Origin of the sequence: Kribbella sp. NPDC026611 (genome assembly GCF_040638345.1) — a bacterium.
GTDB lineage: Bacteria > Actinomycetota > Actinomycetes > Propionibacteriales > Kribbellaceae > Kribbella.
The window spans coordinates 98660-122413 of sequence record NZ_JBEZYC010000002.1 but is presented as its reverse complement, the minus strand read 5'-3'; the positions used below and the strand labels follow the sequence as shown (position 1 = coordinate 122413).

The 23754-nt window shown below is 68.5% G+C and carries 18 protein-coding genes; 12 read left to right on the top strand and 6 right to left on the bottom strand.

Annotation, left to right across the window (positions count from 1 at the left end):
- Window positions 1-16: 16 nt before the first annotated feature.
- The 6 genes from AB0E69_RS06710 to AB0E69_RS06685 all read left to right on the top strand — a co-directional run bounded on the left by AB0E69_RS06710 (window position 17) and on the right by AB0E69_RS06685 (window position 7928).
- Entirely contained in the window at window positions 17-1588 is a 1572-nt protein-coding gene (locus AB0E69_RS06710) for an ABC transporter substrate-binding protein (RefSeq protein ID WP_360140743.1), read from the top strand.
- A gap of 242 nt (window positions 1589-1830) precedes the next feature.
- Complete coding sequence (locus AB0E69_RS06705; RefSeq protein WP_360140737.1) at window positions 1831-2823, top strand: ABC transporter permease; 993 nt, start codon at window positions 1831-1833, stop codon at window positions 2821-2823.
- A 55-nt stretch (window positions 2824-2878) separates the two neighbouring features.
- Complete coding sequence (locus tag AB0E69_RS06700; RefSeq protein WP_360140734.1) at window positions 2879-4660, top strand: ABC transporter substrate-binding protein; 1782 nt, start codon at window positions 2879-2881, stop codon at window positions 4658-4660.
- Window positions 4661-4774: 114 nt separating this feature from the next.
- A complete protein-coding gene (locus tag AB0E69_RS06695; RefSeq protein WP_360140731.1) occupies window positions 4775-5788 on the top strand; it encodes an ABC transporter permease in 1014 nt (337 codons plus the stop codon).
- Entirely contained in the window at window positions 5785-6855 is a 1071-nt protein-coding gene (locus tag AB0E69_RS06690; RefSeq protein ID WP_360140728.1) for an ABC transporter ATP-binding protein, read from the top strand. Before AB0E69_RS06695 ends, AB0E69_RS06690 begins: the two co-directional genes overlap by 4 nt.
- Window positions 6856-6866: 11 nt before the next feature.
- A complete protein-coding gene (locus tag AB0E69_RS06685) occupies window positions 6867-7928 on the top strand; it encodes a dipeptide ABC transporter ATP-binding protein (RefSeq protein ID WP_360140725.1) in 1062 nt (353 codons plus the stop codon).
- Window positions 7929-8014: 86 nt separating this feature from the next.
- Here the strand turns inward: AB0E69_RS06685 and AB0E69_RS06680 are convergent, their stop codons facing one another.
- From AB0E69_RS06680 to AB0E69_RS06655, 6 genes are all read right to left on the bottom strand, one after another.
- A complete protein-coding gene (locus tag AB0E69_RS06680; RefSeq protein WP_360140722.1) occupies window positions 8015-9121 on the bottom strand; it encodes a hypothetical protein in 1107 nt (368 codons plus the stop codon).
- Window positions 9121-9657, bottom strand: a complete 537-nt coding sequence (locus AB0E69_RS06675; protein WP_360140719.1) for a SigE family RNA polymerase sigma factor — start codon at window positions 9655-9657, stop codon at window positions 9121-9123. Before AB0E69_RS06675 ends, AB0E69_RS06680 begins: the two co-directional genes overlap by 1 nt.
- A gap of 26 nt (window positions 9658-9683) precedes the next feature.
- Window positions 9684-10496 carry an SGNH/GDSL hydrolase family protein gene (locus AB0E69_RS06670; protein ID WP_360140716.1) on the bottom strand — a complete coding sequence of 271 codons (813 nt, stop codon included), beginning with the start codon at window positions 10494-10496 and terminating at the stop codon, window positions 9684-9686.
- Window positions 10493-11785, bottom strand: coding sequence for an alpha/beta hydrolase-fold protein (locus AB0E69_RS06665; RefSeq protein WP_360140713.1), 1293 nt, complete (start codon window positions 11783-11785; stop codon window positions 10493-10495). Before AB0E69_RS06665 ends, AB0E69_RS06670 begins: the two co-directional genes overlap by 4 nt.
- Before the next feature lie 72 nt (window positions 11786-11857).
- The gene (locus AB0E69_RS06660; RefSeq protein ID WP_360140710.1) at window positions 11858-12514 is read right to left on the bottom strand and encodes a response regulator transcription factor; all 657 of its coding nucleotides are present in this window, start codon (window positions 12512-12514) and stop codon (window positions 11858-11860) included.
- Window positions 12511-13617: a histidine kinase gene (locus AB0E69_RS06655; RefSeq protein WP_360140707.1), complete on the bottom strand. Its 1107-nt coding sequence runs from the start codon at window positions 13615-13617 to the stop codon at window positions 12511-12513. The genes AB0E69_RS06660 and AB0E69_RS06655 overlap by 4 nt, the downstream gene beginning before the upstream one ends.
- A 78-nt stretch (window positions 13618-13695) precedes the next feature.
- Between AB0E69_RS06655 and AB0E69_RS06650 the strand changes: the two genes are divergently transcribed.
- The 6 genes from AB0E69_RS06650 (at window position 13696) to AB0E69_RS06625 (ending at window position 23722) form a co-directional block, all read left to right on the top strand.
- Entirely contained in the window at window positions 13696-14307 is a 612-nt protein-coding gene (locus tag AB0E69_RS06650; protein WP_360140704.1) for a VOC family protein, read from the top strand.
- 154 nt (window positions 14308-14461) lie between these two features.
- Window positions 14462-15298, top strand: a complete 837-nt coding sequence (locus AB0E69_RS06645; RefSeq protein WP_360140701.1) for an MIP/aquaporin family protein — start codon at window positions 14462-14464, stop codon at window positions 15296-15298.
- Between the two features lie 54 nt (window positions 15299-15352).
- A complete protein-coding gene (gene glpK / locus AB0E69_RS06640; RefSeq protein ID WP_360140698.1) occupies window positions 15353-16870 on the top strand; it encodes a glycerol kinase GlpK in 1518 nt (505 codons plus the stop codon).
- Between the two features lie 61 nt (window positions 16871-16931).
- Complete coding sequence (locus AB0E69_RS06635; protein ID WP_360140695.1) at window positions 16932-18644, top strand: glycerol-3-phosphate dehydrogenase/oxidase; 1713 nt, start codon at window positions 16932-16934, stop codon at window positions 18642-18644.
- A gap of 51 nt (window positions 18645-18695) precedes the next feature.
- Window positions 18696-20096, top strand: coding sequence for a hypothetical protein (locus tag AB0E69_RS06630; RefSeq protein ID WP_360140692.1), 1401 nt, complete (start codon window positions 18696-18698; stop codon window positions 20094-20096).
- Window positions 20097-20197: 101 nt separating this feature from the next.
- Window positions 20198-23722, top strand: coding sequence for a glycoside hydrolase domain-containing protein (locus AB0E69_RS06625; protein ID WP_360140689.1), 3525 nt, complete (start codon window positions 20198-20200; stop codon window positions 23720-23722).
- The last annotated feature ends 32 nt before the right edge of the window (window positions 23723-23754 follow it).

Sequence of the window (23754 nt, the reverse complement as noted above, 5' to 3'; positions counted from 1 at the left end):
TGGGGAAGGTGACAGAGTGAGCGAGTTGGTGCGCCGGGTATCGGCTGCCGTTGCCGTGGGCGCACTGGGAGTGGGTCTGGCGGCTTGTGGTCAGCCGGACGACAACGCACCGCATCCCGGCGACCCCACGCCGAAGCTGTCGCTGCTCAAGCTCGCGACCACCGACCACGTCACCTCGCTCGACCCGGCCGGTGTGTACGACGTGGGTTCGCGGACCGTGCAGGCGAACCTGTTCCAGACCCTGCTCACCATCCTTCCGGACAAGCCGACCCCGGTGCCGGACGCCGCGGACTGCCAGTTCGACTCGCCGACGACATACACGTGCAGCCTGAAGGAGCACCTGACCTTCCCGAACGGGCACGAGCTGACCGCGTCGGACGTGAAGTTCAGCTTCGACCGGCTGGTCAAGCTGAGGACGCCCGGGGGAGCGGCCGGCCTGTTCTCCTCGGTGAAATCCGTGAGTACGCCGGACGAGCTGACCGCGGTGTTCAACCTGACCACTCCGGACGCGCGGCTGCCGTACCTGCTGACCACGACCGCGATGTCGATCGTCGACGAGGAGTCCTACCCGGCGAACAAGCTCCTCGGCGACAGGGCGATGGGCAGCGGCCCGTACCAGCTCTCGTCGTACAAGCCGGGTGACCAGATCACGCTCGCGAAGTTCGCCGGGTACCGCGGGCCGCGCGGCGCGCAGAACGACGGCGTCACGATCTCGATCCTCAAGGACTCGACCGCGCTCTACCAGGCGGTCATCACCGGCAAGGCCGACCTCGCCTTCCACGGCTTCGGGCCGAGCCTCCTCGACGCGGCGCGCAAGTCCGACAAGGTCCAGGTCATCGAGTCGAACTACGCGGACATCCGCTTCTTCGCCTTCCACATGAAGTCGCTGCTCGCGCGCAGGCCCGCGATCCGGCGGGCGGTCGCGCAGCTGATCGACCGGAACGCGATCGCGAAGAAGGCGTACGGCGACCACGTCTCGCCGCTGTACTCCGTCGTACCGGCCGGTTTCGGCGGGCAGGTCGACGCGTTCAAGACGGAGTACAAGCAGCCGAGCAAGGTGGCCGCGGCGGCGATGCTCAAGGACGCGAACATCGCCGTACCTGTACCGCTGACGGTCGGCTGGACGCCCACGCAGTACGGCGCCGGCGGGAAGCTCGAGGTGCTCGAGCTGAAGCGGCAGCTGGAGGCGTCCGGGCTGTTCAAGGTGACGCTGCGCGCGGTGGAGTGGCCGCAGTACCAGCAGGCGACCAAAGCCGGGGCGTACGACCTGTACCAGGCCGGGTGGATCCCGGAGTACCCGGACGCGGACGACTATCTCGCGCCGTTCGTGGCGCCCGACGGCGCGTTCCAGGCGAACGGCTACCGGTCGTCGGCGGCAACGAAGTTGCTGCAGCAGGAACGCATCGAGCAGAACGGACTGAAGCGCGACGACCTGATCGGTCAGCTACAGGGAGTGCTCGCGCATGACGCGCCGGTGATCCCGAGCTGGCAGGGACACCTCGCCGTGCTGACGAGCAAGGATGTGGAGAACGTCACGGCGGCCATCGACCCGCTGTCGTTCCTCCATCTCTCCGCATTGCGGCGCTGACACAAAAATGCCATGACAGTAACGGTTCGCAAGGCGTCGGCGACCGTGGGTACGACAGCGTGCTTTACTGCGGAAAGTCCACGATACGGGACGATTTCCTGACGATCACGATCGGGCAACGCAGCACTTTCCGCGTTTGACTCCGGGCTGTAATGGCGGCAGGTTAAGGCGGCAGCTACTACCGGGTTCTGCCAGCACCGAGGATCCGGGTCGAACTACAACCAGGCAGGGGTACCCATCGCGTGAGCACGCCACTCGAGGTAGAGCCCGGAGCATCGGCAGCCAAGCCCGAGGCCGTCCTCGAAGGCGCCGGCAAGATCGAGGGCCGCTCGCTCTGGCAGATCTCGTGGATGCGGCTGAAGCGCGACAAGGTCGCGATCGCCGGTGGGTTCTTCGTGGTGTTCCTGATCCTGGTCGCGATCTTCGCGCCGCTGATCTGCAAGCTGGTCGGGGTCACGCCGAACGACTTCCACCAGGACCTGGTCGACCCGTCGTTGCAGACGCCGATCGGCAAGCTCGGCGGGATCAGTTGGGACCACCCGTTCGGCATCGAGGCGACCAGCGGCCGCGACATTTTCGCCCGGATCGTGTACGGCGCCCGGATCTCGCTGCTGATCGCGTTCCTGGCCACGCTGCTGTCGGTGGTGATCGGCGTCGCGATGGGCATCATCGCCGGGTACTTCGGCGGCTGGGTCGACACGCTGATCAGCCGGCTGATGGACATCTTCCTGGCGTTCCCGCTCGTGCTGTTCGCGCTGGCGCTGGTCGGCGCCATCCCGGACTCGGTGCTCGGCCTGTCCGGTGACCCGCTGCGGGTCGCGCTGATCGTGTTCATCATCGGCTTCTTCAGCTGGCCGTACATCGGCCGCATCATCCGCGGTCAGACGCTGTCGCTGCGCGAGCGGGAGTTCGTCGACGCGGCGCGCAGCCTGGGCGCCCGGCGGCCGTACATCCTGTTCACCGAGCTGCTGCCGAACCTGATCGCCCCGATCCTGGTCTACGCGACGCTGCTGATCCCGACCAACGTCCTGTTCGAGGCCGGTCTGTCGTACCTCGGTGTCGGTGTCCGGCCGCCGACCGCGAGCTGGGGCGACATGCTGTCGGTCGCCGCCAAGTGGTACGCGGTCGACCCGATGTACATGATCCCGCCCGGCCTGTCGATCTTCGTCACAGTTCTTGCCTTCAACCTGTTCGGCGACGGCTTGCGCGACGCACTGGACCCGCGCTCGCGGTAGGACTTTTCTCCAACCAGGGAGCCTGGCTCTCACGAAAAAAGGGGTGCAACAAAGAATGAGATGGAATCGCATCACGACGGCAACCGCCGTCAGTGCGGCCGTCGCCCTGAGCCTGGTGGCTTGTGGGGGACCCAAGGCCACATCCGGCGGGTCCGGCGGCGGTGGGGGCGGCACCACCAAGGCGGAGTTCAACGCGGCGGTCGGGAAGGTCTTCAACCCGAGCGACAAGAAGGGCGGCACGCTCCGGATGGCGATCACCGAGCTGTGGGACTCCACAGACCCCGGTGACACCTACTACGGCCTGTCCTGGAACCTGGTCCGGAACTACGTCCGGCCGCTGATGACCTTCAAGGCCGCTCCGGGCGCCGAGGGTGCGAAGCCGGTGCCGGACCTCGCCGAGAAGCCGGGCGAGCCGAGCGACGGCGCGAAGACCTGGACGTACCACCTCCGCAAGGGGATCAAGTTCGAGGACGGCACGCCGGTCACCTCGAAGGACGTCAAGTACGCCGTGGCGCGCTCGCTGGACAAGGCGACGCTGCCGAACGGCCCGACGTACTTCAACGACTACCTGCTGGACGTGCCCAAGGGCTACAGCGTCTACAAGGACCCGTCGCTCTCCGGGGTCGCGAAGGCGATGGAGACGCCGGACGACAACACGATCGTCTTCCACCTGAGCAAGCCGTTCTCCAGCTTCGACTACCTCGCCCAGCTCCCGTCGACGGCCCCGGTGCCGAAGGCCAAGGACACCGGTGCGAAGTACAAGGAGCACCCGGTCGCGACCGGTCCGTACAAGTTCGAGAGCTACAACGCGAACACGGGCATGGCCCTGGTCCGCAACGACCAGTACGACGCGTCGACCGACCCGGACTCGGGCCGGAAGGCGCTGCCGGACAAGATCACCGTCGCGTTCAACGTCGACGGCTCCGACATCGACAACCGGCTGATCGCCGGTGATCTCGACGTCGACATCGCCGGTACCGGTGTGCAGCCGGAGACCCAGGCGAAGATCCTGGCCGACCCGAACCTGAAGTCGCACGCCGACAACGTGCCGGCGCCGCGACTCAACTTCACGGTGCTGAACACCGACGTGCCGCCGCTGAACAACATCCACTGCCGCAAGGCGGTGCTGTACGCCGCGGACCACGAGGGCTACCAGCGCGCCTACGGCGGCCCGATCGGCGGTGACATCGCGACGAACCTGATGCCGCCGGGTGTCGCCGGTGCGCAGAAGTTCGACGACTACGGCTTCGAGACGGACAAGAACGGCAACGTCGACAAGGCCAAGGACGAGCTGAAGCAGTGCGGTCAGCCGAACGGCTTCCCGCTGAACATCACCTACCGCGCGGACCGCGGCAAGGAGAAGGCCGTCGCGGAGACGCTGCAGCAGTCGCTGAAGAAGGCCGGCATCGTGCTGACCACGAAGCCGTACCCGACCGGTGACTACCTGAAGCTGTACGCCGGCAAGCCGGACTTCGCGAAGGCGAACAAGCTCGGCCTGATCGTCTACAGCTGGGGTGCGGACTGGAACGACGGCTTCGGCTTCCTCAGCCAGATCGTCGACAGCCGGGTGATCCGGGCGACCGGTGGTAACTCGAACCTCGGCATCAAGATCCCCGAGGTCGACCAGTTGATCGACAAGGCGATGTCCACCACCGACGAGGGTCAGCGCAACCAGACCTGGGTCGACGTGGACAAGAAGGTGATGGAGAACGCGGCCGTGCTGCCGGGCATCTGGGCCAAGGGCCTGCTGTACCGTCCGGACACGCTGGCCAACGTCTTCACCAACGACGGCCAGAACATGTACGACTACGCGGCGATCGGGCTCGCGCAGAAGTAGTTGCCCCGTCGGTAGCCCTAGAGGTTGCCTAGTACAACAATCGCCAGCAGAGGTAGGTGAAGGCTGACGGTGGCCGGTGATCAGCGATGATCATCGGCCACCACGCCGAGCACGGTGTTCGCATATCTGGTCCGCCGGGTGATCGGAGCAGTGGTCCTGCTCTTCATCGTCACGGCCGTCACGTTCTCCATCTTCTTCCTGGTCCCCAAGCTCGGCGGCGCGACCGCCGACGACCTGGCGTCCCGCTACGTCGGCAAGAGCGTGGGCAAGGAGCAGGTCCACGAGACCGCCGAGCGGCTCGGCTTCACCGATCCGCTGTACGTGCAGTACGGCCGCTTCGTGAAGGGGCTGGTCGTCGGGGCGGACTACAACTACGGCCCGGCGACCGAGCGGTGCCCGGCGCCCTGCTTCGGGTACTCGTTCCTGACCCAGACCCCGGTCTGGCCGGACCTGGTCGCCCGAATACCGGTGACCGCGTCGCTCGCCGGCGGAGCGGCGTTCATCTGGCTGGTGACCGGCGTCGGCACCGGCATCATCTCGGCACTGAGACGGGGGTCGGTCCTGGACCGGTCGCTGATGTCGGTCGCGCTGGCCGGCGTCTCGCTGCCGATCTTCTTCACCGGTCTGCTGTCGCTGTCGATCTTCAGTTACGGCCTGGGCTGGACGGTCCAGGGCGGCACGAATCCACTCGACGAGCCGAACCCGGTGTGGTGGGCCTACGACCTGATCCTCCCGTGGGTGACGCTGGCCTTCCTCTACGCCGCGGCGTACGCGCGCCTCACGCGGGCCGGCATGCTCGAGACGATGAACGAAGACTTCGTCCGGACCGCCCGGGCCAAGGGCCTGACCGAGCGGGACGTGATCCTGAAACACGGCCTGCGCTCCGCGCTGACCCCGATCCTGACCATCTTCGGTCTCGACCTCGGGCTGCTGCTGGGCGGTGCGATCCTGACCGAGACGACGTTCTCGCTGCCCGGCCTCGGCCAGTACGCCGTCATCGCGCTGCGGGCCAACGACCTGCCGAAGGTGCTCGGCGTGACGCTGGTCGCGGCGTTCTTCATCGTGCTGGCGAACCTGATCGTTGACCTCCTGTACGCCGTCGTCGACCCGAGGGTGCGCATCTCGTGACCGAGCCCATCTCAGAAGTTCAGGACACTCCGCAGCGGATCGAGCGGGGCGAGGCGTTCCTCGACGTCCGCGACCTGAAGGTGCACTTCCCCACCGACGACGGGGTGGTGAAGTCCGTTGACGGGGTCTCGTTCAAGCTCGAGCGCGGCAAGACGCTCGGGATCGTGGGCGAGTCCGGCTCCGGCAAGAGCGTGACGAGCCTGTCGATCATGGGGCTGCACCCGCCGGGTGTGGCCAAGATCAGCGGGCAGATCTTCCTCGACGGCCAGGACCTGGTCGCGTCGACCCGGGAAGAGGTGCGGCTGCTGCGCGGCAAGCGGATGGCGATGATCTTCCAGGACCCGCTGTCCGCGATGCACCCCTTCTACACCGTCGGGCACCAGATCATCGAGGCCTACCGGGTGCACAACGAGGTCAGCAAGCAGGTCGCGCGCAAGCACGCGATCGAGATGCTCGACCGGGTCGGCATCCCGCAGCCCGACCGGCGGGTGGACGCGTACCCGCACCAGTTCTCCGGCGGGATGCGGCAGCGCGCGATGATCGCGATGGCGCTGTCCTGCGATCCCGACCTGCTGATCGCCGACGAGCCGACGACGGCCCTCGACGTCACCGTGCAGGCGCAGATCCTGGACCTGATCCGGGACCTGCAGCGCGAGTTCAACTCGGCCGTCATCATCATCACCCACGACCTGGGCGTGGTGGCCGAGCTGGCCGACGACATCCAGGTGATGTACGCCGGCCGCGCGGCCGAGTACGGCAGCGCGGAGGACATCTTCGACCGGCCGCAGCACCCGTACACCTGGGGCCTGCTGGGCTCGATGCCGCGGATCGACCGGGAGCGCACCGAGCGGCTGATCCCGATCAAGGGCACCCCGCCGAGCCTGATCAACGTGCCGCCGGGCTGCGCGTTCAACCCGCGCTGCAACTACGCGCACCTGAACGGCGGCGCCAGCGAGACCGAGCGGCCGGAGCTGCTCGACACCGGCAACGGCCACCTGGTCGCCTGCCATCTCTCCCCGAAGGACCGCCAGCAGGCGTGGGAGACCGACATCAAGCCGAAGCTCTGAACGGGACGACTGTGACCACTACTGACGCCGAACCGACGCCCGCTGTCCCCGCGATCGGCGAGGAACTGCTGTCGGTCGACGGGCTCGTGAAGCACTTCCCGATCCGCAAGGGTATCCTGCAGCGCCAGGCCGGTGCCGTCCAGGCAGTCGACGGCCTGACCTTCAGCGTGACTCGCGGCGAGACGTTCTCGCTGGTGGGGGAGTCCGGTTGCGGCAAGACCACCACCGGCCGGTTGCTGACGCGGCTGCTCGAGCCGACGTCCGGCAAGATCGTCTTCGAGGGCCGCGACATCAGCCACCTCAGCGAAGGACGGATGCGGCCGTTGCGCCGCGACGTCCAGATGATCTTCCAGGACCCGTACGGCTCGCTGAACCCGCGGCACACGGTCGGCAAGATCGTCGGTGCGCCGTTCAAGCTGCAGAACGTGCGGACCGAGCACGGTGTGAAGCGGGCCGTGCAGGAGCTGCTCGAGCTGGTCGGCCTGAGCCCGGAGCACTACAACCGGTACCCGCACGAGTTCTCGGGCGGTCAGCGGCAGCGGATCGGGATCGCCCGGACCCTGGCGCTGCGGCCGAAGCTGATCGTCGCCGACGAACCGGTGTCCGCGCTGGACGTGTCGATCCAGGCGCAGGTGGTGAACCTGCTCGAGGACCTCCAGGAAGAGCTCGACCTGACGTACGTGATGATCGCGCACGACCTGTCGGTGGTCCGGCACGTGTCGGACCGGGTCGCGGTGATGTACCTCGGCAAGATCGTCGAGCTGGCCGACCGGGTCAGCCTGTACGAACGCCCGATGCACCCGTACACGGTCGCGCTGCTCTCGGCCGTCCCGGTCCCCGACACCCGCCGCAAGGCCAAGCAGGAGCGGATCCGCCTCCAGGGCGACGTCCCGAGCCCGATCAACCCGCCGCCGGCCTGCCGCTTCCACACCCGCTGCTGGAAGGCCCAGGAGATCTGCAAGACCCAGGAACCACCGCTGATCGAGCTGAAGCCAGGCCACCAGACCGCCTGCCACTTCCCGGAGAACCTGACCGTCACGGACAAGCCGGCCGCGGCGGCTCCGGCGAGCTGATCCACGAGCCGGCAACCACGCGTCGGCAACCATGAGTTGGCAACAGAGCGCCTGGCGATCCGATCGCCAGGCGCTCTGCGTTGCTGTCACCGGGACAGGTAGACGATGCCGCTCTCGCTGGGTGCGACGTTCGGCTTCGTGACCGTGCAGTTCGCGGCGGCGATCGAGCAGGTCAGCAGGTCGGCGGGCCAGGTCCGGTCCTTGGCCGCGACCATCGTGAACCGGTCGTTGTCCAGCCAGCCGGCGAACCGCTGCCAGCGATAGGCCGTGCTGCCGATCGACAGTTCCTTGCCGGCCGGAACCGTGTTGACCTGCAACCGCCCGGCCGGCACGCCTTCGTCGTCCGGCCCGACGACCGCGTGCTTGCCGTCCGGCGCGAAGCCTCCGACCCAGGTGGGCAGGCCGCCGGCCACGCGCTGATGACCTGGGCCGAGAAGATCGCCGAGGAAGAGGGCCCAAGCAGGCCCGGCCGGTTCGGTCAACAGGTAGTTCCGGCCGGAGATGTCGACGGGAGACCTGCCTTGGGTGTCCCGGACCTGGGAGCGCTTGCCGGTCCGGAGGTCGATGCGGTCGAGCCGGGTCGTAGCCATCACGTAGACGAAGCCGCGGTCGATTGTGGTGACGTTCGTGGTCTTTGTGTCGAGCGGTAGCTGGAGCAGCTGGCTGTGCTGGGAGACGTCGTACACCACGTAGCGACCGGACGGTGCACCGGCAGCCTCCTCCTCGAACCAGGCGATGACGGAGTGGCCGTCGGAGATCAGGCTCGGGTACTGGGTGCGACCGCCGAGGACGTGCTTTCCGCTGCCGTCGAGGAGCGTGACCTCGCCCGGGTGGTCCGGTTCTCCGGTGGCGTACACCAGCCCCGCGTCTGTCTGCGCCATCGCGGTGACCTTGCCGGCCGCCCGGATCGTGTCCTTGCCGTAGTGGATGACGTTGCCGATGGCATAGGTCGGGCGGTGTTCGGTGTACGGCGCGGAGCGTCCGGCCGGGCCGGGGTCGTTGCCGATGGCACGGACCGCGGTGAATCCGGTCGCCAGCGCGGCGAGCGCGACGACGGTGGTGGTCGCGGCGATGGTGAACCGGCGTCGGCGGCTCCGGCGCCGGCCGGCGTCGATCAGCGCGTCGAGGTCGAGCGGTGCCGGTTCGGTGGTCTCGGCCCGCCAGGTCAGGGTGTCCTTGAGCAGATCGTTCATCAGTTGCTCCCTGCGGTGTCCAGGAGGGGCAGGTCGTCGCCCAGCCGAGCGCGGAGCTTCGCGAGCGCGGCGGCGACCTGGCTCTTCACGGTCCCGACCGAGCAGCCGAGGATCTCGGCGGTCTGCGGTTCGGTGAGGTCCTCGTAGTAGCGCAGAACGACAGCAGCGCGCTGCCGGACCGGGAGCCGGAGGATCTCGGCCCACAGCCACACCCGGGCGTCCACGTCGTCACCTGGCCCCTGCTGCCCTGGCTGCTCGGGCTGCTCGGGTACGTCGTCGTTCGGGCGCTCGGCGCGCCACGCCTTGCGGCGCCACCAGGAGACCGCGGTGTTGGTGATCACGCGCCGGACGTACGGCTCGACGCCGGCGCGGGTGCGGATCCGGGGCCAGGCGACGTACAGCTTGATCAGCGACTCCTGCACCAGGTCCTCGGCCAGACCGCGGTCGCCGGTCAGGAGGTAGGCGTATCGGTAGAGCGCCGGTTGCCGGGCGGCGGCGAACTCCGCGAACGCCGCCGTACCGCTTCTGTCGGGCATCAGGTTCCCTCGTTGGTAGGGGGTCTCTATCCGCCTTGACGCGATGTGACGCCCAGACCGTTGGGTGTGGCCGCGAGCAGGAGCTGGGCGATCAGTCGGTGGCCGGCCGCGTTCGGGTGGTCGCCGTCGGGGGCCAGGAGCGTGGTGATGCCGGCCGGGTGGTCTTCGAACGGGTTGTAGATGTCGACGTAGGTTGCCTGGTCCGAGTGGCCTACGTCGGCGATGAGTTTGTTTGCCTCGCGGGTCAGCTGGTCGGAGGCGAGCCGGCCGGGCGGCGGGTACCTGCGGCGGGCGACGTCGCCGTCCTGGAAGACGTTCCAGTAGCCGGTGACCAGGATCGTGGTCGGGCTGCCCCCGCGGAGGGTGTGGATCTGGCCGATGATCCGGCGCATGTTCGTGGTGAGCTCGTCCAGCTCGTCCGTGGTGCACTCGGTCGAGCACTGGCCGCCGGTGACGTCGTCCTGGTGGTCGCTGAAGTCGTTCGCGCCGATGGTGAGCAGTACGACGTCGGCCGCGGCAGTCACCACCTGCATCGTGGAGTTGCGGCGGTCGAGGCTCGTGAGCAGGCCGTTGGAGTCGAGGCCGGCCACGCCGAGGTTGTTCACCGCGACCGGGGCGCCGGTGCGGTCGGCGAGAAGGCCGCCGTACATCTGCGGGAAGCCGGCGCAGTTGCAGTTGTGGCCGGAGGTGACCGAGTCGCCGAGCGCGACCACCCGGAGCTGACCGGCCGGCTGGAGCGCAGGCCGCAGTACCTCGCTGACCGCGTCGCCGCCGGTCAAGCCGGCCAGGAGGGCGACGAGAAGCAGACTCGTGGTGAGCCGTCGCAGTGTGTGGGTCACGCCGGTTTCTGGTGCCTCGCTTCGTGGTGCGGGACCGCCGGGGTCGCGAGCTGGTTGGCCAGCCAAGGATATGCGGTCGCGAACGCCGGTGCCGCGAACTGCCAGACGTGCGTGCCGGGGGAGACGTGTACCTGGGACCAGATGCCCACCTGGGCGGCGGCCTTGGACAGCTCTGCGGCCTCGTGCTGGTGGCGGAGCTCCTGCGTGCTGGTCAGGAAGAGGCCGTTCACGCCCTGGTACGGGCCGTGCGCCTTCATCACCAGGAGCGGCTCGTTCGCGTGCTCGAGCGCGACGCTTCCGCCGTACAGGTCGTGCAGGGTCTGGCTGCCGTCACCCGTGTACGGCGCGAGGTCGCCGGAGATGTCGATGAAGTGGGTGAAGATGTTCGGGTGCTCGACGACCAGGTCGAGCGAGCAGGTGCCGCCCATCGAGAAGCCGGCGACGGCCCACTGCCGCGGGTCGGTGGAGGCGCCGAAGGTCTTCTCGACGTACTGCGGGATGTCCTGGTCGAGGTGGTCGGTGGCGTTGCCGCGCGGACCGTTGACGCACTCGGTGTCGTTGTCGAAGTTCGCCGTCGGGTCGGTGAAGACCAGGATCGGGGCGTAGCCGTGGTGCCGGTGCGCGTAGGCGTCCGAGACCTGTTCGGCGCCGCCGAGGCGGATCCAGTCGCGCGGGTTGCCGCGTTCGCCGCCGATCATCTCGACGACCGGGAGCGCGGGGCGGTGCTTGCGGAACCAGATCGGCGGCAGGTAGACGAGCTCCTGGCGGTGCTTGAACCCGCTGTACGTCGCCGGGATGTCGACGGCGACGATCCGGCCGGCCGGCGGCAGCTTCGACGTACCGGCCTCGTGGGCCAGGCCCGCGACCGAGACCTGACCGGGGACGGGGGTGTCGTTCCAGTCGTTCATCGCGGAGTCGATGGTCGGGTAGTAGCCGACGAACTGGTTGATCTGGTTCGCGAACACGAGACCGGCGAGGGCGATCGCGACCACCGCCGTACCGCGTCGCCACCAGCGGGCGCTGCGCCAGCCGACGGCCAGCACGATGATCGCCGCCAGGCCGATCCCGAACCACAGCCAGACCCGGAACGGCAGCGGGTCGGTGACGCCGACCAGCTTCGCTCCGGGGTACGCCGCGATCAGTGTGCCGACCGCCGCGCCGCCGACGATCCACGGGAGCGCTCGCCAGCGCCAGCTCCGGTCACGCCAGCCGGTCGCGAGCAGCAACGCCGCGGCCGCGACCACGTCGAGCATCGCCGGAAACCAGCCCCCGAGCAGCGATACGTTCATCGAACCCCTCCAGTCGAGTCCACAGTCGAGGTGACCCACAGGGCTGACGCCGACCGGCACGGATCGGTTGACTCAGTTTTCGCCCGGTTGGATCACACCGTTCTCGTAGGCGTGCACGATCAGCTGGGCGCGGTCGCGGAGGGCGAGTTTGGTCAGGATCCGGCTGACGTGGACCTTGACGGTGGCCTCGGACAGGTGCAGCCGGTCGGCGATCTCGTGGTTGGAGCGACCGCGGGCGACCTGGAGGACGACTTCGCGCTCGCGGTCGGTGAGGGTCTCGAGCGGGTCGGGTCGCGGTCCGGTCGGCAAGTGCGGTGTGAAGGCCTCGATCAGCCGCCGGGTGACGCTCGGTGCGACAGCCGCGTTCCCGGCGGCGACCGTGCGGATCGCGGCGGCGAGGTCGGCCGGCTGCGCGTCCTTGAGCATGAATCCGGAAGCACCGGCGCGGAGCGCGGAATACACGTACTCGTCCAGGTCGAAGGTCGTCAGCACCAGCACCCGGGTGCTCGTTTCGGTGGCGACGATCTGCCGGGTCGCCTCGATCCCGTCCAGCACCGGCATCCGCACATCCATCAGCACGACGTCAGGACGGAGCGCCCGAACCATCCGGAGCGCTTCCCGGCCCGTCCCCGCCTCACCCACCACGTCGAGATCAGGCTCCTGCCCGAGAAACGCCGTGAACCCGAGCCGCAACAAAGCCTGATCATCAGCCAGCAAAACCCTGATCACCCCCCGGCCTCCAGTCGCAGCACAGCTTCGACCCTCCACCCGGCTTCGGCAGGCCCAGCCGAGAAGGTGCCGCCACAAGCAGCCACCCGCTCCGCAAGCCCATCGAGCCCGTGCCCGCCGGGTGCGCGTTGGGATGGTGAGCCACCGGTGTCGGTGATCGTCAGCGTCAGGATCTCAGTGGTGGCCGAGATGGCGACTGCCGCCGTCACACCGTCACCACCGTGTTTGAGAGTGTTGGTCAGAGACTCCTGAATGATGCGGTAGGCAACGAATCCGACCTCGGCGGGCACCTCGGGGAGTGTCCCGGTAAGTGAGACGTGTAAACCCGCTTGCTGGACGCGGGTGATCAGGCCGGGTAGGTCGGAAAGTGTCGGGCGGTCGGCAGTCCGCAGTACTCCGACCAATCGCCGCATCTCACCCAGCGCCGATCGACCGGTCGCGGCTGATCGCTCGATCAGGTCCGTCGCTTGTGATCGATCGGTCTCGATCGTGGCCAGCGCCCCGTCCGCGAGGGCCACCATGACCGCGAGGTTGTGGGCGACGACATCATGCACCTCGCGGGCCAGCTCCTCCCGCTGAGCCTCCGCCGCCATCCGCGCCTCGGCGGCCAGCTCTTGCCGCAGATGCCGGGTCCGCTCAGCCGCCGCACCTGCGCGCAACCGCCACGCGATCCCCATCAGACACCCGACCGCGAGCACAGCGCTGATCCCGACCAACGTCGTCCAACCGGCACCGCTGAACACACCCGCCACCGCCAGCACCGCCACACTCGCCCCAAGCCCCGGCCACACCGCCTCCCACGCCGCATGCCGCGTCAGCGTGTACAAGGCGAACAACGGCGCCAGGACCAGGAACACCCCGGTCACCCCGATCGCCACACAGACCCCAACGACCCCGAGCACCGCCCAGAACACCACCACCGGCCACCGCCGCCGCCAAACCAGCGGCATATGGACGGCCGCGAACAACAACCACCCCCACCCCGTCACGCCCCGACCGGCCCCCAGTACCCCGACTGCGGAGGCTCCGCCGAGCGTCGACGGTACGGCGACGCCCGCGACAATCACCGCCAGGCAGGCGTCGAGAATCAGCGACCGCCGCACCCCGCACCACCCGCCTCTCCCTTGCCGTTGATGCTAGGAATAACCCATCGGGCCGGTCATCCATCGAAAGGCGTACAGATGCCGGAAATGCTGGAACCCCTGCTCGACCACCTCGTTCTGGGCACCCCGGACCTCGATGCGACCGTCGACGCGTTCGCCGCGGCGACCGGCGTCCGACCGGTCGAAGGCGGCCGCCACGACCGCTGGGGGACCCGCAACTACCTCGTCGGCCTCGGCGGGACGTCCTACCTCGAGTTCCTCGGCCGCGACCCCGAGGCGGATCGAACCGTCGAATGGCCGTTTCCGTTCGACGAGGAGCGCCTGTTCACCTGGGCGATCCACCCGGACGACGCCGACTCCTTCGTAGCCACCGCGCGCGCAGCCGGCGTCGACTTCGGCCCGCTGACCCAGCTCTCCAGACGCAACGCGAACGGAGCGGAACTCAGCTGGCGGGTCACCAAGTTCTTGTACGACGGCGTCGTACCGTTCCTGATCGACTGGGGCGACGCACCGCACCCGACCACGGACCTCCCGACCGTCGAGCTCTCCGACTTCAGCGCGACGCATCCACAGGCCGACGAGGTCCAGGCAGTCCTTGCCACGCTGTTCCTCACGCTCCCGGTCGAGCCCGGCCCGGTCCGCCTGATCGCGACGCTCCGCGGCCCGCAGGGCCTGTATCTCTGTCTCTGAGTGATCAGTAGCTCACCGAGTGTCGCAGCCCGGGGACTGCGGCCCGCCGTTCGACAATGTCGAACGGCGGGCGTTGTACCCGCCGGAGATCGCTCCTAGATTCCAGCCAGCCGTGGTCGTCACGGCTGGCTTGTAAGCGGAAGGGAGGCTCGGTATGGCTACGACCGAAGCGGTCAAGGCGAAAACCCTCCTGGGGGAGTGTTCCGCGGAGCTCGCGGGCACGTTCATCCTGATCCTGTTCGGCTGCGGCGTGGTGGCGCAGGTGGTGGCCGGCGGTATCGGCGGCCACGACTCGATCGCCTGGGCGTGGGGTCTCGGCGTCACGCTCGGCATCTACGTCGCCGGCCGGATGACCGGCGCGCACCTGAACCCGGCGGTGACGATCGCGCTGGCGGCGTTCCGCGGGTTCAGCTGGCGGAAGGTCCTGCCGTACGCGCTGTCGCAGTTCCTCGGAGCGTTCCTGGCGGCGCTCGTGGTTCGCTGGAACTACACCGAAGCACTGCACAAGGTCGACCCCGGCCTGACCATCAAGACCCAGGGTGTGTTCTCCACGCTGCCCGGCAACGGCAGCATGGACCTCGGCGTGCACCTGTGGGGCGGCTTCCGGGACCAGATCATCGGTACCGCGATCCTGATGCTCGTCATCCTGGCGATCACCGACGTCCGCAACACGTCCCCCGGGATGAACCTCGCGCCGTTCATCGTCGGCCTGCTGGTGGTCGGGATCGGCATGGCCTGGGGCACCAACGCCGGCTACGCGATCAACCCCGCCCGCGACTTCGGGCCGCGGCTGGCGTCGTTCTTCACCGGGTACGGAGGAGCGTTCAAGGATCAGTTCGGGGACGTCTACTTCTGGGTGCCGATCGTGGCACCGATCATCGGTGCGCTGCTCGGCGCGCTCATCTACGACGTCCTGGTCGGGCGGTTCCTGCCGATCGCGGACGAGGACGAGGAGCCGGGCCGGATCCCCGAGGAGAAGACCGCCGCGTGACCACGGACCTGAGCACGGACCTGAGCACGCAGATGTGTGAGGAGAGGACTTTCCATGGCTGACTTCGTCGGTGCCGTCGACCAGGGCACCACGAGCACCCGCTTCATGATCTTCGACCACTCCGGCAACGAGGTGGGCAAGCACCAGCTGGAGCACGACCAGATCCTGCCGCAGGCCGGCTGGGTCGAGCACAACCCGGTGGAGATCTGGGAGCGGACCAGCTCGGTCATCCGGACCGCGCTGAACGCGAACAACCTGCAGCCGAGCGACCTCGCGGCGCTCGGCATCACCAACCAGCGTGAGACGGCGGTGGTGTGGAACCGGAAGACCGGCCGTCCGTACTACAACGCGATCGTCTGGCAGGACACCCGCACCGACCGGATCGCCTCCGCTTTGGAGCGCGAGGGCAAGGGCGACGTGATCCGGCAGAAGGCCGGGCTGCCGCCGGCGACGTACTTCTCGGCCGGGAAGGTGCAGTGGATCCTGGAGAACGTCGACGGGGTCCGCGAAGCGGCCGAGGCCGGCGACGCGGTCTTCGGGAACACCGACACCTGGCTGCTCTGGAACCTCACGGGCGGCACCGACGGCGGCGTCCACGTCACCGACGTGACGAACGCCAGCCGGACCATGCTGATGAACCTGGAGACGCTCGACTGGGACGACGAGCTGATCTCGTTCTTCAACATCCCGCGGCAGATGCTGCCGGAGATCCGGCCCTCGTCGGATCCGAGCAAGTACGGCGAGACGCTGGCGAACGGCCCGCTGGGTGGCGTCGTACCGCTGACCGGTGACCTGGGCGACCAGCAGGCGGCCACCGTCGGGCAGGTCTGCTTCAACCCGGGCGAGGCCAAGAACACCTACGGCACCGGCAACTTCATGCTGCTGAACACGGGCACCGAGCTGGTCCGGTCGAAGGCCGGCCTGCTCACCACGATGTGCTACAAGTTCGGCGACGAGGCTCCGGTCTACGCGCTCGAGGGCTCGATCGCCGTGACCGGCTCCGCGGTGCAATGGCTGCGGGACCAGCTCGGCATCATCTCCGGCGCGAGTGAGACCGAGACGCTGGCCCGGCAGGTCGAGGACAACGGCGGCGTGTACTTCGTCCCCGCGTTCTCCGGCCTGTTCGCGCCGTACTGGCGCTCCGACGCCCGCGGCGCGATCGTCGGGCTGTCCCGGTTCAACACCAACGCTCACCTGGCGCGAGCAACACTGGAAGCGATCTGCTACCAGAGCAAGGACGTCTCGGACGCGATGGAGAAGGACTCGGGGGTGACGCTCGACGTGCTGAAGGTCGACGGCGGCGTCACCGCCAACGAGCTGGCCATGCAGATGCAGGCCGACATCCTCGGCGTACCGGTGAGCAAGCCGGTCGTCGCGGAGACCACCGCACTCGGGGCGGCGTACGCGGCCGGCCTCGCCGTGGGCTTCTGGAAGAACAAGGACGAGCTGGTGCAGAACTGGAACGAGGACAAGCGGTGGGAGCCGCAGTGGACGGACGAGCAGCGCGCCAAGGGATACGCCGGCTGGCAGAAGGCCGTCCAGCGCACGCTCGACTGGGTCGACGTCGACTGACCGTCAGGGCCGTCAGTGCCGTGAGGGCTGGCAGGTAACAACGAGTTCGGAGGAAAGCACAGTGGCTGTAGTTGCACTGTCACCGCAAGCAAGGGCCGACGCGATCGACGCGATGGCCGACGGACGCGAACTGGACGTCCTGGTGATCGGTGGCGGGGTGGTCGGCACCGGTTCGGCCCTGGACGCCGCGACCCGCGGCCTGACCACCGGACTGCTGGAGGCGCGTGACTTCGCCAGCGGCACGTCCAGCCGGTCCAGTAAGCTGATCCACGGTGGTCTGCGCTACCTGGAGATGCTCGACTTCCGACTCGTGCACGAGGCGTTGCAGGAGCGCGGCCTGCTCCTGCAACGCCTGGCACCGCACCTGGTCAAGCCGGTGCCGTTCCTCTACCCGCTCCAGCACCGGTGGTGGGAGCGGTTCTACGCCGGCTCCGGCGTGGCGCTGTACGACGGGATGGCGATCAGCTCGGGACTGGGAGCCGGGCTGCCGATCCACCGGCACCTGACCCGCCGCGGCGCGATGCGGCTGGTGCCGTCGCTGAAGAAGTCCGCGCTGGTCGGCGCACTGCAGTACTACGACGCGCAGGTCGACGACGCCCGGCACACGATGGAGCTCGCCCGGACAGCAGCGTCGTACGGCGCGCATGTCGCGAACCGGGTGAAGGTGACCGGGTTCCTCCGGCAGGGCGAGCGGGTGACCGGCGTCCAGGCGAAGGACCTGGAGAGCGGGCGCGAGTTCGAGGTCCGGGCGAAGCAGGTCGTGAACGCGACCGGGGTCTGGACCGACGATACCCAGGCGATGGTGGGGGAGCGCGGTCAGTATCACGTGCGCGCCTCGAAGGGCATCCACCTCGTCGTCCCGAAGGACCGGATCCAGTCCAGCACCGGGATGATCCTGCGGACCGAGAAGTCGGTGCTGTTCATCATCCCGTGGGGCCGGCACTGGCTGATCGGCACCACGGACACCGACTGGAACCTGGACAAGGCGCACCCGGCCGCCACCAGCAAGGACATCGAGTACCTGCTCGACCACGTCAACGCCGTCCTCACCACCCCGCTGACCCGCGAGGACGTCGAGGGCGTATACGCCGGGCTCCGGCCGCTGCTCGCCGGGGAGTCCGAGAGTACGTCGAAGCTGTCCCGCGAGCACGTCGTCGCGCACGCGGCGCCCGGTCTCGTGGTGGTTGCCGGTGGCAAGTACACGACGTACCGGGTGATGGCCAAGGACGCGATCGACGCGGCCGCGGCCGCGCTCGACGGGCGGGTCCCGAAGAGCGTCACGAAGAACATCCCGCTGGTCGGCGCCGACGGGTACCAGGCGCTGTGGAACCAGCGGCACCTGATCGCGCAGCGGTCCGGGCTGCACGTGGCCCGGATCGAGCACCTGCTCAACCGGTACGGCGCGCTGATCGACGAGGTCCTCGCGCTGGTCGCGGACGACCCGTCGCTGGGCGAGCAGCTGCCCGGCACGCAGGACTACCTGAAGGCCGAGATCGTGTACGGCGCCAAGGCCGAGGGCGCACGGCACCTGGACGACATCCTGGCCCGGCGGACCCGGATCTCGATCGAGGCCTGGGACCGCGGCGTCGGCGCGGCCGAAGCGGCAGCCCGGCTGGTCGCACCGATCCTCGGCTGGGACGAGGCGACGATCGAGCGCGAGGTGTCGTTCTACACCCAGCGCGTCCAGTCCGAACGCGACTCCCAGGACCAGCCCGACGACGAGTCCGCCGACAAGGTCCGCCTGGGCGCGCCGGACATCGTCTCGCCGGCGTAGTGGCTGCGGGGCCAGCGGCCGCTGGCCCTCGGCCACGGCATACTGCGGAACATGGCTGCTGATGTCGGCTTCGTCAGGATCAACGGCTATTTCTACACCCGCCGCCAGATCCAGGACTTCCAGGACCGGCAGCAGGAGCAGTACGCCCGCCCCGACCAGGGTGGGGTGCGGCATGTCCGGATCCGGCTGGCTGTCGAACGTGTCGCCCTCGCCGTCCAGGAGCACAGCGGTGCGTCCCAGGTGGCGTTCTGGCGGGCCGAACTGGGAACGGACGCGGACACCAAGCTGGTCCGCTGGGAGGGCGGCCGGCAGGACGGGCGGCTCTACCTCGGCCAGCGATCGTTCGAGGTGATCGGTGAGCTGGCGGGCCGAACGGGCCGGCCATGGGGTGAACCTGACCTGGGATCGTCGATCGACGAACAGCGGGACACCCTGTACGAGCTCGTCGCAGTGGCCGCACACAGTGCGGAGTCACCCGCTCCGGATGCTCCGGCGCACCGCAGGCCGCATCTCGACGAAGGCGTTGACGGGCTGCCGCAGTCGATGCGCCGGGGGGACGAGGCCTGGAACCGTGCAGCCACGATCGAGCAACACCTGTTCTCGCACGAGGTCAATGCGCTCTGGGCGAAGACGAACTTCGGGCCGATACTGGACCGCCTCCGCGCGCCGCAAGGAGTGCTGGCGCACCTGAACGACCGCACGTTCCGGGAGTTGGCGGGTTCTGCGCCGCTCGACCCCGGTCGTCGGCGGCAGACCGAGGGCCACCTGGCCGAGGGCGTGATCAGCAAGGGGACGGCCAAGAGGTTGCTGCGCCCGCCGAAGACGCTCGAGCTGACCACGAGGGAGGAGGCGGTCCGCGGTTTCCTTGACGACCTGGCTGATCGTGCGGGCGTCGAGCGGGCTGCGTTCCTGAACACGGTCATGACCGCGCCGCCCGCTCAGAAGGCGTGGCAGATCGCGGGCGCCCTGTTGGCTTCGACGCCGGTCCCGGCCGAGGTCTACGCGGAGACTCGCGAGCGGCTCAGCGTGGCCATCGATCGCGTCGCCCCGGCGGTGTCGACCGAGGAATCTCGCCACCGAGCTACGGCCGAGGTGGATCGAGCCGTGCAGGCGATTCGGTCCGACCACGGCATTCAGTCGGCCTCCGAAGCGCCGCAGGTCGAAGCGCGGTCCGCTGAGGGGCAGTCGGCGGGGCAAGCACCGCGGGTCGACACGCCGGCGACGGCTGGGAACGGCGTCGTCAGGGGTGGTTTCGGCCTGCCCGGCGGCGGTCCGGGTGGGCGCCGGCGGGAGATGACCCCGACGGACGTGACCGCCGGACAGGGCCTTCCGGGAGCGCGGCGGGAACTGTCAGCAGGCAGTAAGGATCAACTGGCTGCCGTCTGGCGAGGCTCGGCCCGTCGGACCGGACCGGCCGCCGACCGGCCGGCACCGCAATCCCGGGCCGACTGAACCGTGTTCCAAGAGACCATTCGATCTGGGTCGCAGGGCTTTTAGCGGTAAAAGGGTTGCGGCCATGCTGACGTCGAGGCAGACGACAGCTGGAGGCCGTGATGCGACGGATGCGCTGGGTGCGGATGACGATGGCGGCGGCCCTGGTCCTCGGCGGCGCCGTCGCGGTGGCTGCGCCGCGGCCGGCCGTCGCTGCCGGCGCGAGGCCGGCGTCGTGGGTGGAGCCGGCGTACAACTCGGTGTTCAAGGACAGCACCCGCTCGTTCGAGGGCCGGGACGACATCCGGCTCGATACGGCGAAGAACGACATCGAGGGTGCGCAGATCGTGCTCCGCGGGCCCGCGGCCTTCACCGTGACCGGGATCGACTTCACGCCGCTGGCCGGACCGTCGGACACGATCCCGGTGAGCGAGCTCAGCTACAACCCGGTCGGGTACGAGTACCTGAACAAGCCGTCGGCCGAGGTGTACCCAACGATCCGGAAGGCGCCAGGGGACTTCCCGGACCGCCTGCTGAACGAGACGAGCATCGCGGTTCCGGCGGACCAGACCCAGTCGTTGTGGGTACGGGTGCACGTGCCGGCGACGGCCGCGGGCGGGATCTACCGTGGCCTGGCACTGGTACGGACGACGAACGGCGACATCGGCGTACCGATCGCGGTCAACGCCCGCAACGTGGTGATCCCGCCGGCGAACCAGAGCGAGTTCACCAACGTGATGTGGACGAACTTCCTCGGCCTGACCTCGTGGGACATCGGCAAGGGCGACACGATCAAGCTGTTCTACGGCTACGACCGGTACAGCCCGGACTGGTGGCAGCTGATCGACAACTGGGCCGACGTGATGAAGAAGTACCGGCAGAACAACCTGCAGCTGCCGATGATCAACCTGCTCACCGACGGCGGCAGCACGGTCGATGCCGCGGGGAAGTACACGTTCAACTGGAGCCGGTTCGACCAGGTCGTCCAGCGCTTCCTGGACAAGGGCGTCGTCCACACCCTGGAGGGCTTCACCCAGGCGGGTGCGCAGACCCCGGAACGGAACAGCAGGTTCCCCGTCTGGCTGGAGGAAGTGGTTCCGAAGCAGGCCGGCAGCCAGATTCCGGACTACGTGTGGTGGGACCGGCCCGAGGCGGACAACTGGTACAGCCAGTTCTATCCGGCGCTGCGGCAGCACCTGGTCGACAAGGGGTGGAAGGACAAGTTCTGGACGCACGTGAGCGACGAGCCGAGGTCGGACGTCGCCGGCGCGACCTGGTTCCAAATCGCCGACAAGGTCAGGAAGTACTACCCGGACGTGAAACTGGCGGACGCGACGACGTTCGACACGTCCTGGGACCTGGTCCAGAAGGCCGACATCGCGATCCCCAAGATGACGCTGTACACCGACCTGCCCGCGGCGTTCGACGACCAGCGCCGGGCCGGGAAACCACTGTGGCTCTACAACTGCATGGGACCGGGCGCGGACTACTTCAACCGGTTCATCGACCAGCAGCAGTGGCAGCAGCGCCAGACGATGTGGTTCTCGTACAGCCGCGGGGTCACCGGCTACCTGCACTGGGCGTACAACAACTGGCAGTTCGACATCAACGCGCAGGACCAGAAGGGCGACGGCTACATCGTTCGGCCGGACAAGGCACACCACACGATCGAGCTGTCAACCCGCTACGAGGCGTTGCGCGACGGGATGGAGGACTGGGAGGTCCTGAACAAGCTCGGCAAGACCAACCCTGGTCTTGCGCACGATCTGGCGGTCGCTGTCGCGCAGAACGGCAACAAGTACTCGAGGGACGTCTCGTACATGCAGCGGGTGCGGGCGATGGTGCTCGACGCGGCGGCCGGGAAGCCGGTCGTCGCGAAGGACCTCGCCAACGGACGGCCGACCACCACCGGACCGAACTGGGTGCAGGTCGATCTCGGCCGGCAGGCGCAGGTCGACCTGGTGCACCTGAACTGGGGTGCGGTGTACGGAAAGCAGTACCGCGTGCTCACGTCGTACAACGGAACGGACTGGGCGGAGGCGGGCACGCGGACCTTCGACCCGAAGGACGACCTGGCCAGGCCGGGTGGTGACGACGTGGTCGGGTTGAACGCGAAGGCGCGGTACGTGCGGGTGGAGGTGACCGAGACCAGCGGCGGCGCTTTCCAGCTGAACCAACTCGAGGTCGCCGGGAACTTGCTGCTGCAGCAGAACCTGGCCGGTGGCAAGCCGTACACGAAGCCGGCGCCCTCGGGCCGGTTCCCGGACAGCGGGAAGGAGGCGACCGACGGCGTGCTGGCGGACGAGTGGGGTGACAACCGCTCGTTCGGTTACGAGCTCACCTCCGGTCAGCACGTCGAACCGGCTGTCACGATCGACCTCGGTGGCATGCAGACGGTCGGCACGGTCCGCGCGCACGCCTACGAGGAATACCCGGACTATCGACCGGACGTGCTGTCGGTCGCGACCAGTCTCGACGGCAGGACCTTCACCGCCAAGGGACAGGTCAGCACGACCAACGGTGCCTCGCGCGTCTGGTACGACGTGAACTTCGCGCCGACCCCGGCCCGGTACGTCCGGGTTACCTACGTGAAGACCGGTACGGCGACTGCGACCGGGGTGTTCGTCGACGACATCGAGGCGTACGGACCGGGCCGGGCAGTCGAGGAGGTCCCGGGCGCGGCGGCGTACCAATGGACCGATGCGGGTCGGGCGGGACACGAAGTCATCTTCGCGCCGACGGCGACCGGATCGCTCGGGCGATGGGACTGGACGGCGGCGACGGGGTTGCGGCGGGACGACTTCGGCGGCGGCCCGATCGCGGGCAAGGTGACTGGTTTCCCCTGGTACAACCAGCAGCACGCGGTGGCGCGGAGCACGGCCGGGGAGCTGCTGCGCTGGTGGTGGATCGAGGGCGAGACCACGCCGCACTACGGCAAGTGGCCGGGCGACATAGCGGGGGACCCAGCGGCAGTCGTCTGGTCCGGTCAGCAACATGTGTTCGCCCGCTCGCCCTCTGGCGCGCTGACGCACTCGTGGTGGGACCCGGCCGACGGCGAGGTCCGCACGGATACGTGGACCGGTGCGCAGGTGGCTGGTACGCCGTCAGCATTTGTCTGGGGCAACCAGCTGCATGTGGTTGCCCGCGGCACCAACAACCATCTGTACCACTGGTGGTGGGGCCTCGACGACACCGAGCCGAATCTCGCGGACTGGGGTGGTGAGGCGTTCTCCGATCCCACCACCTTCGTCTGGCGCGAGCAGCAGCACGTGTTCACGCAGGCCGCCGACGGGCAGCTCTTCCACTGGTACTGGGATCCCTCGGCCGGGCTGACCACCGACAAGTGGGGCCGCGCTCCAGGCCGGTTCACCGGCGCGCCCGCGGCGTTCAAGACCGGCAACCAGCAGCACGTGGTCGCTCGCGGGCCTGGCAACCGGCTGTATCACTGGTGGTGGCAAGAAGGCGGCGCGTTGGTGTTCGAGGACCTGGCCGGCCAGGCGTACGCGGATCCGGTCGCGTTCGCTTTCGAGGACCAGCACCAGTACTTCGCGCAGAGCGCGACCAACACGCTCTACCACTGGTGGTGGACGCCGCAGGACGGCTGGCATCAGAACGACTGGGGCGGGAGCGTGCGGCAGCCGTCGTAGCAGCGTCTGCCGCCGTGATGGTGTGGCGGGCC

Coding starts and splice junctions, on each gene's coding strand:
- AB0E69_RS06645 (WP_360140701.1), top strand. CDS start 14,462: ATGGCTACGACCGAAGCGGTCAAGGCGAAAACCCTCCTGGGGGAGTGT.
- AB0E69_RS06680 (WP_360140722.1), bottom strand. CDS start 9,121: ATGAACGATCTGCTCAAGGACACCCTGACCTGGCGGGCCGAGACCACC.
- glpK (WP_360140698.1), top strand. CDS start 15,353: ATGGCTGACTTCGTCGGTGCCGTCGACCAGGGCACCACGAGCACCCGC.
- AB0E69_RS06630 (WP_360140692.1), top strand. CDS start 18,696: ATGGCTGCTGATGTCGGCTTCGTCAGGATCAACGGCTATTTCTACACC.
- AB0E69_RS06665 (WP_360140713.1), bottom strand. CDS start 11,785: ATGAACGTATCGCTGCTCGGGGGCTGGTTTCCGGCGATGCTCGACGTG.
- AB0E69_RS06650 (WP_360140704.1), top strand. CDS start 13,696: ATGCCGGAAATGCTGGAACCCCTGCTCGACCACCTCGTTCTGGGCACC.
- AB0E69_RS06700 (WP_360140734.1), top strand. CDS start 2,879: ATGAGATGGAATCGCATCACGACGGCAACCGCCGTCAGTGCGGCCGTC.
- AB0E69_RS06625 (WP_360140689.1), top strand. CDS start 20,198: ATGCGACGGATGCGCTGGGTGCGGATGACGATGGCGGCGGCCCTGGTC.
- AB0E69_RS06675 (WP_360140719.1), bottom strand. CDS start 9,657: ATGCCCGACAGAAGCGGTACGGCGGCGTTCGCGGAGTTCGCCGCCGCC.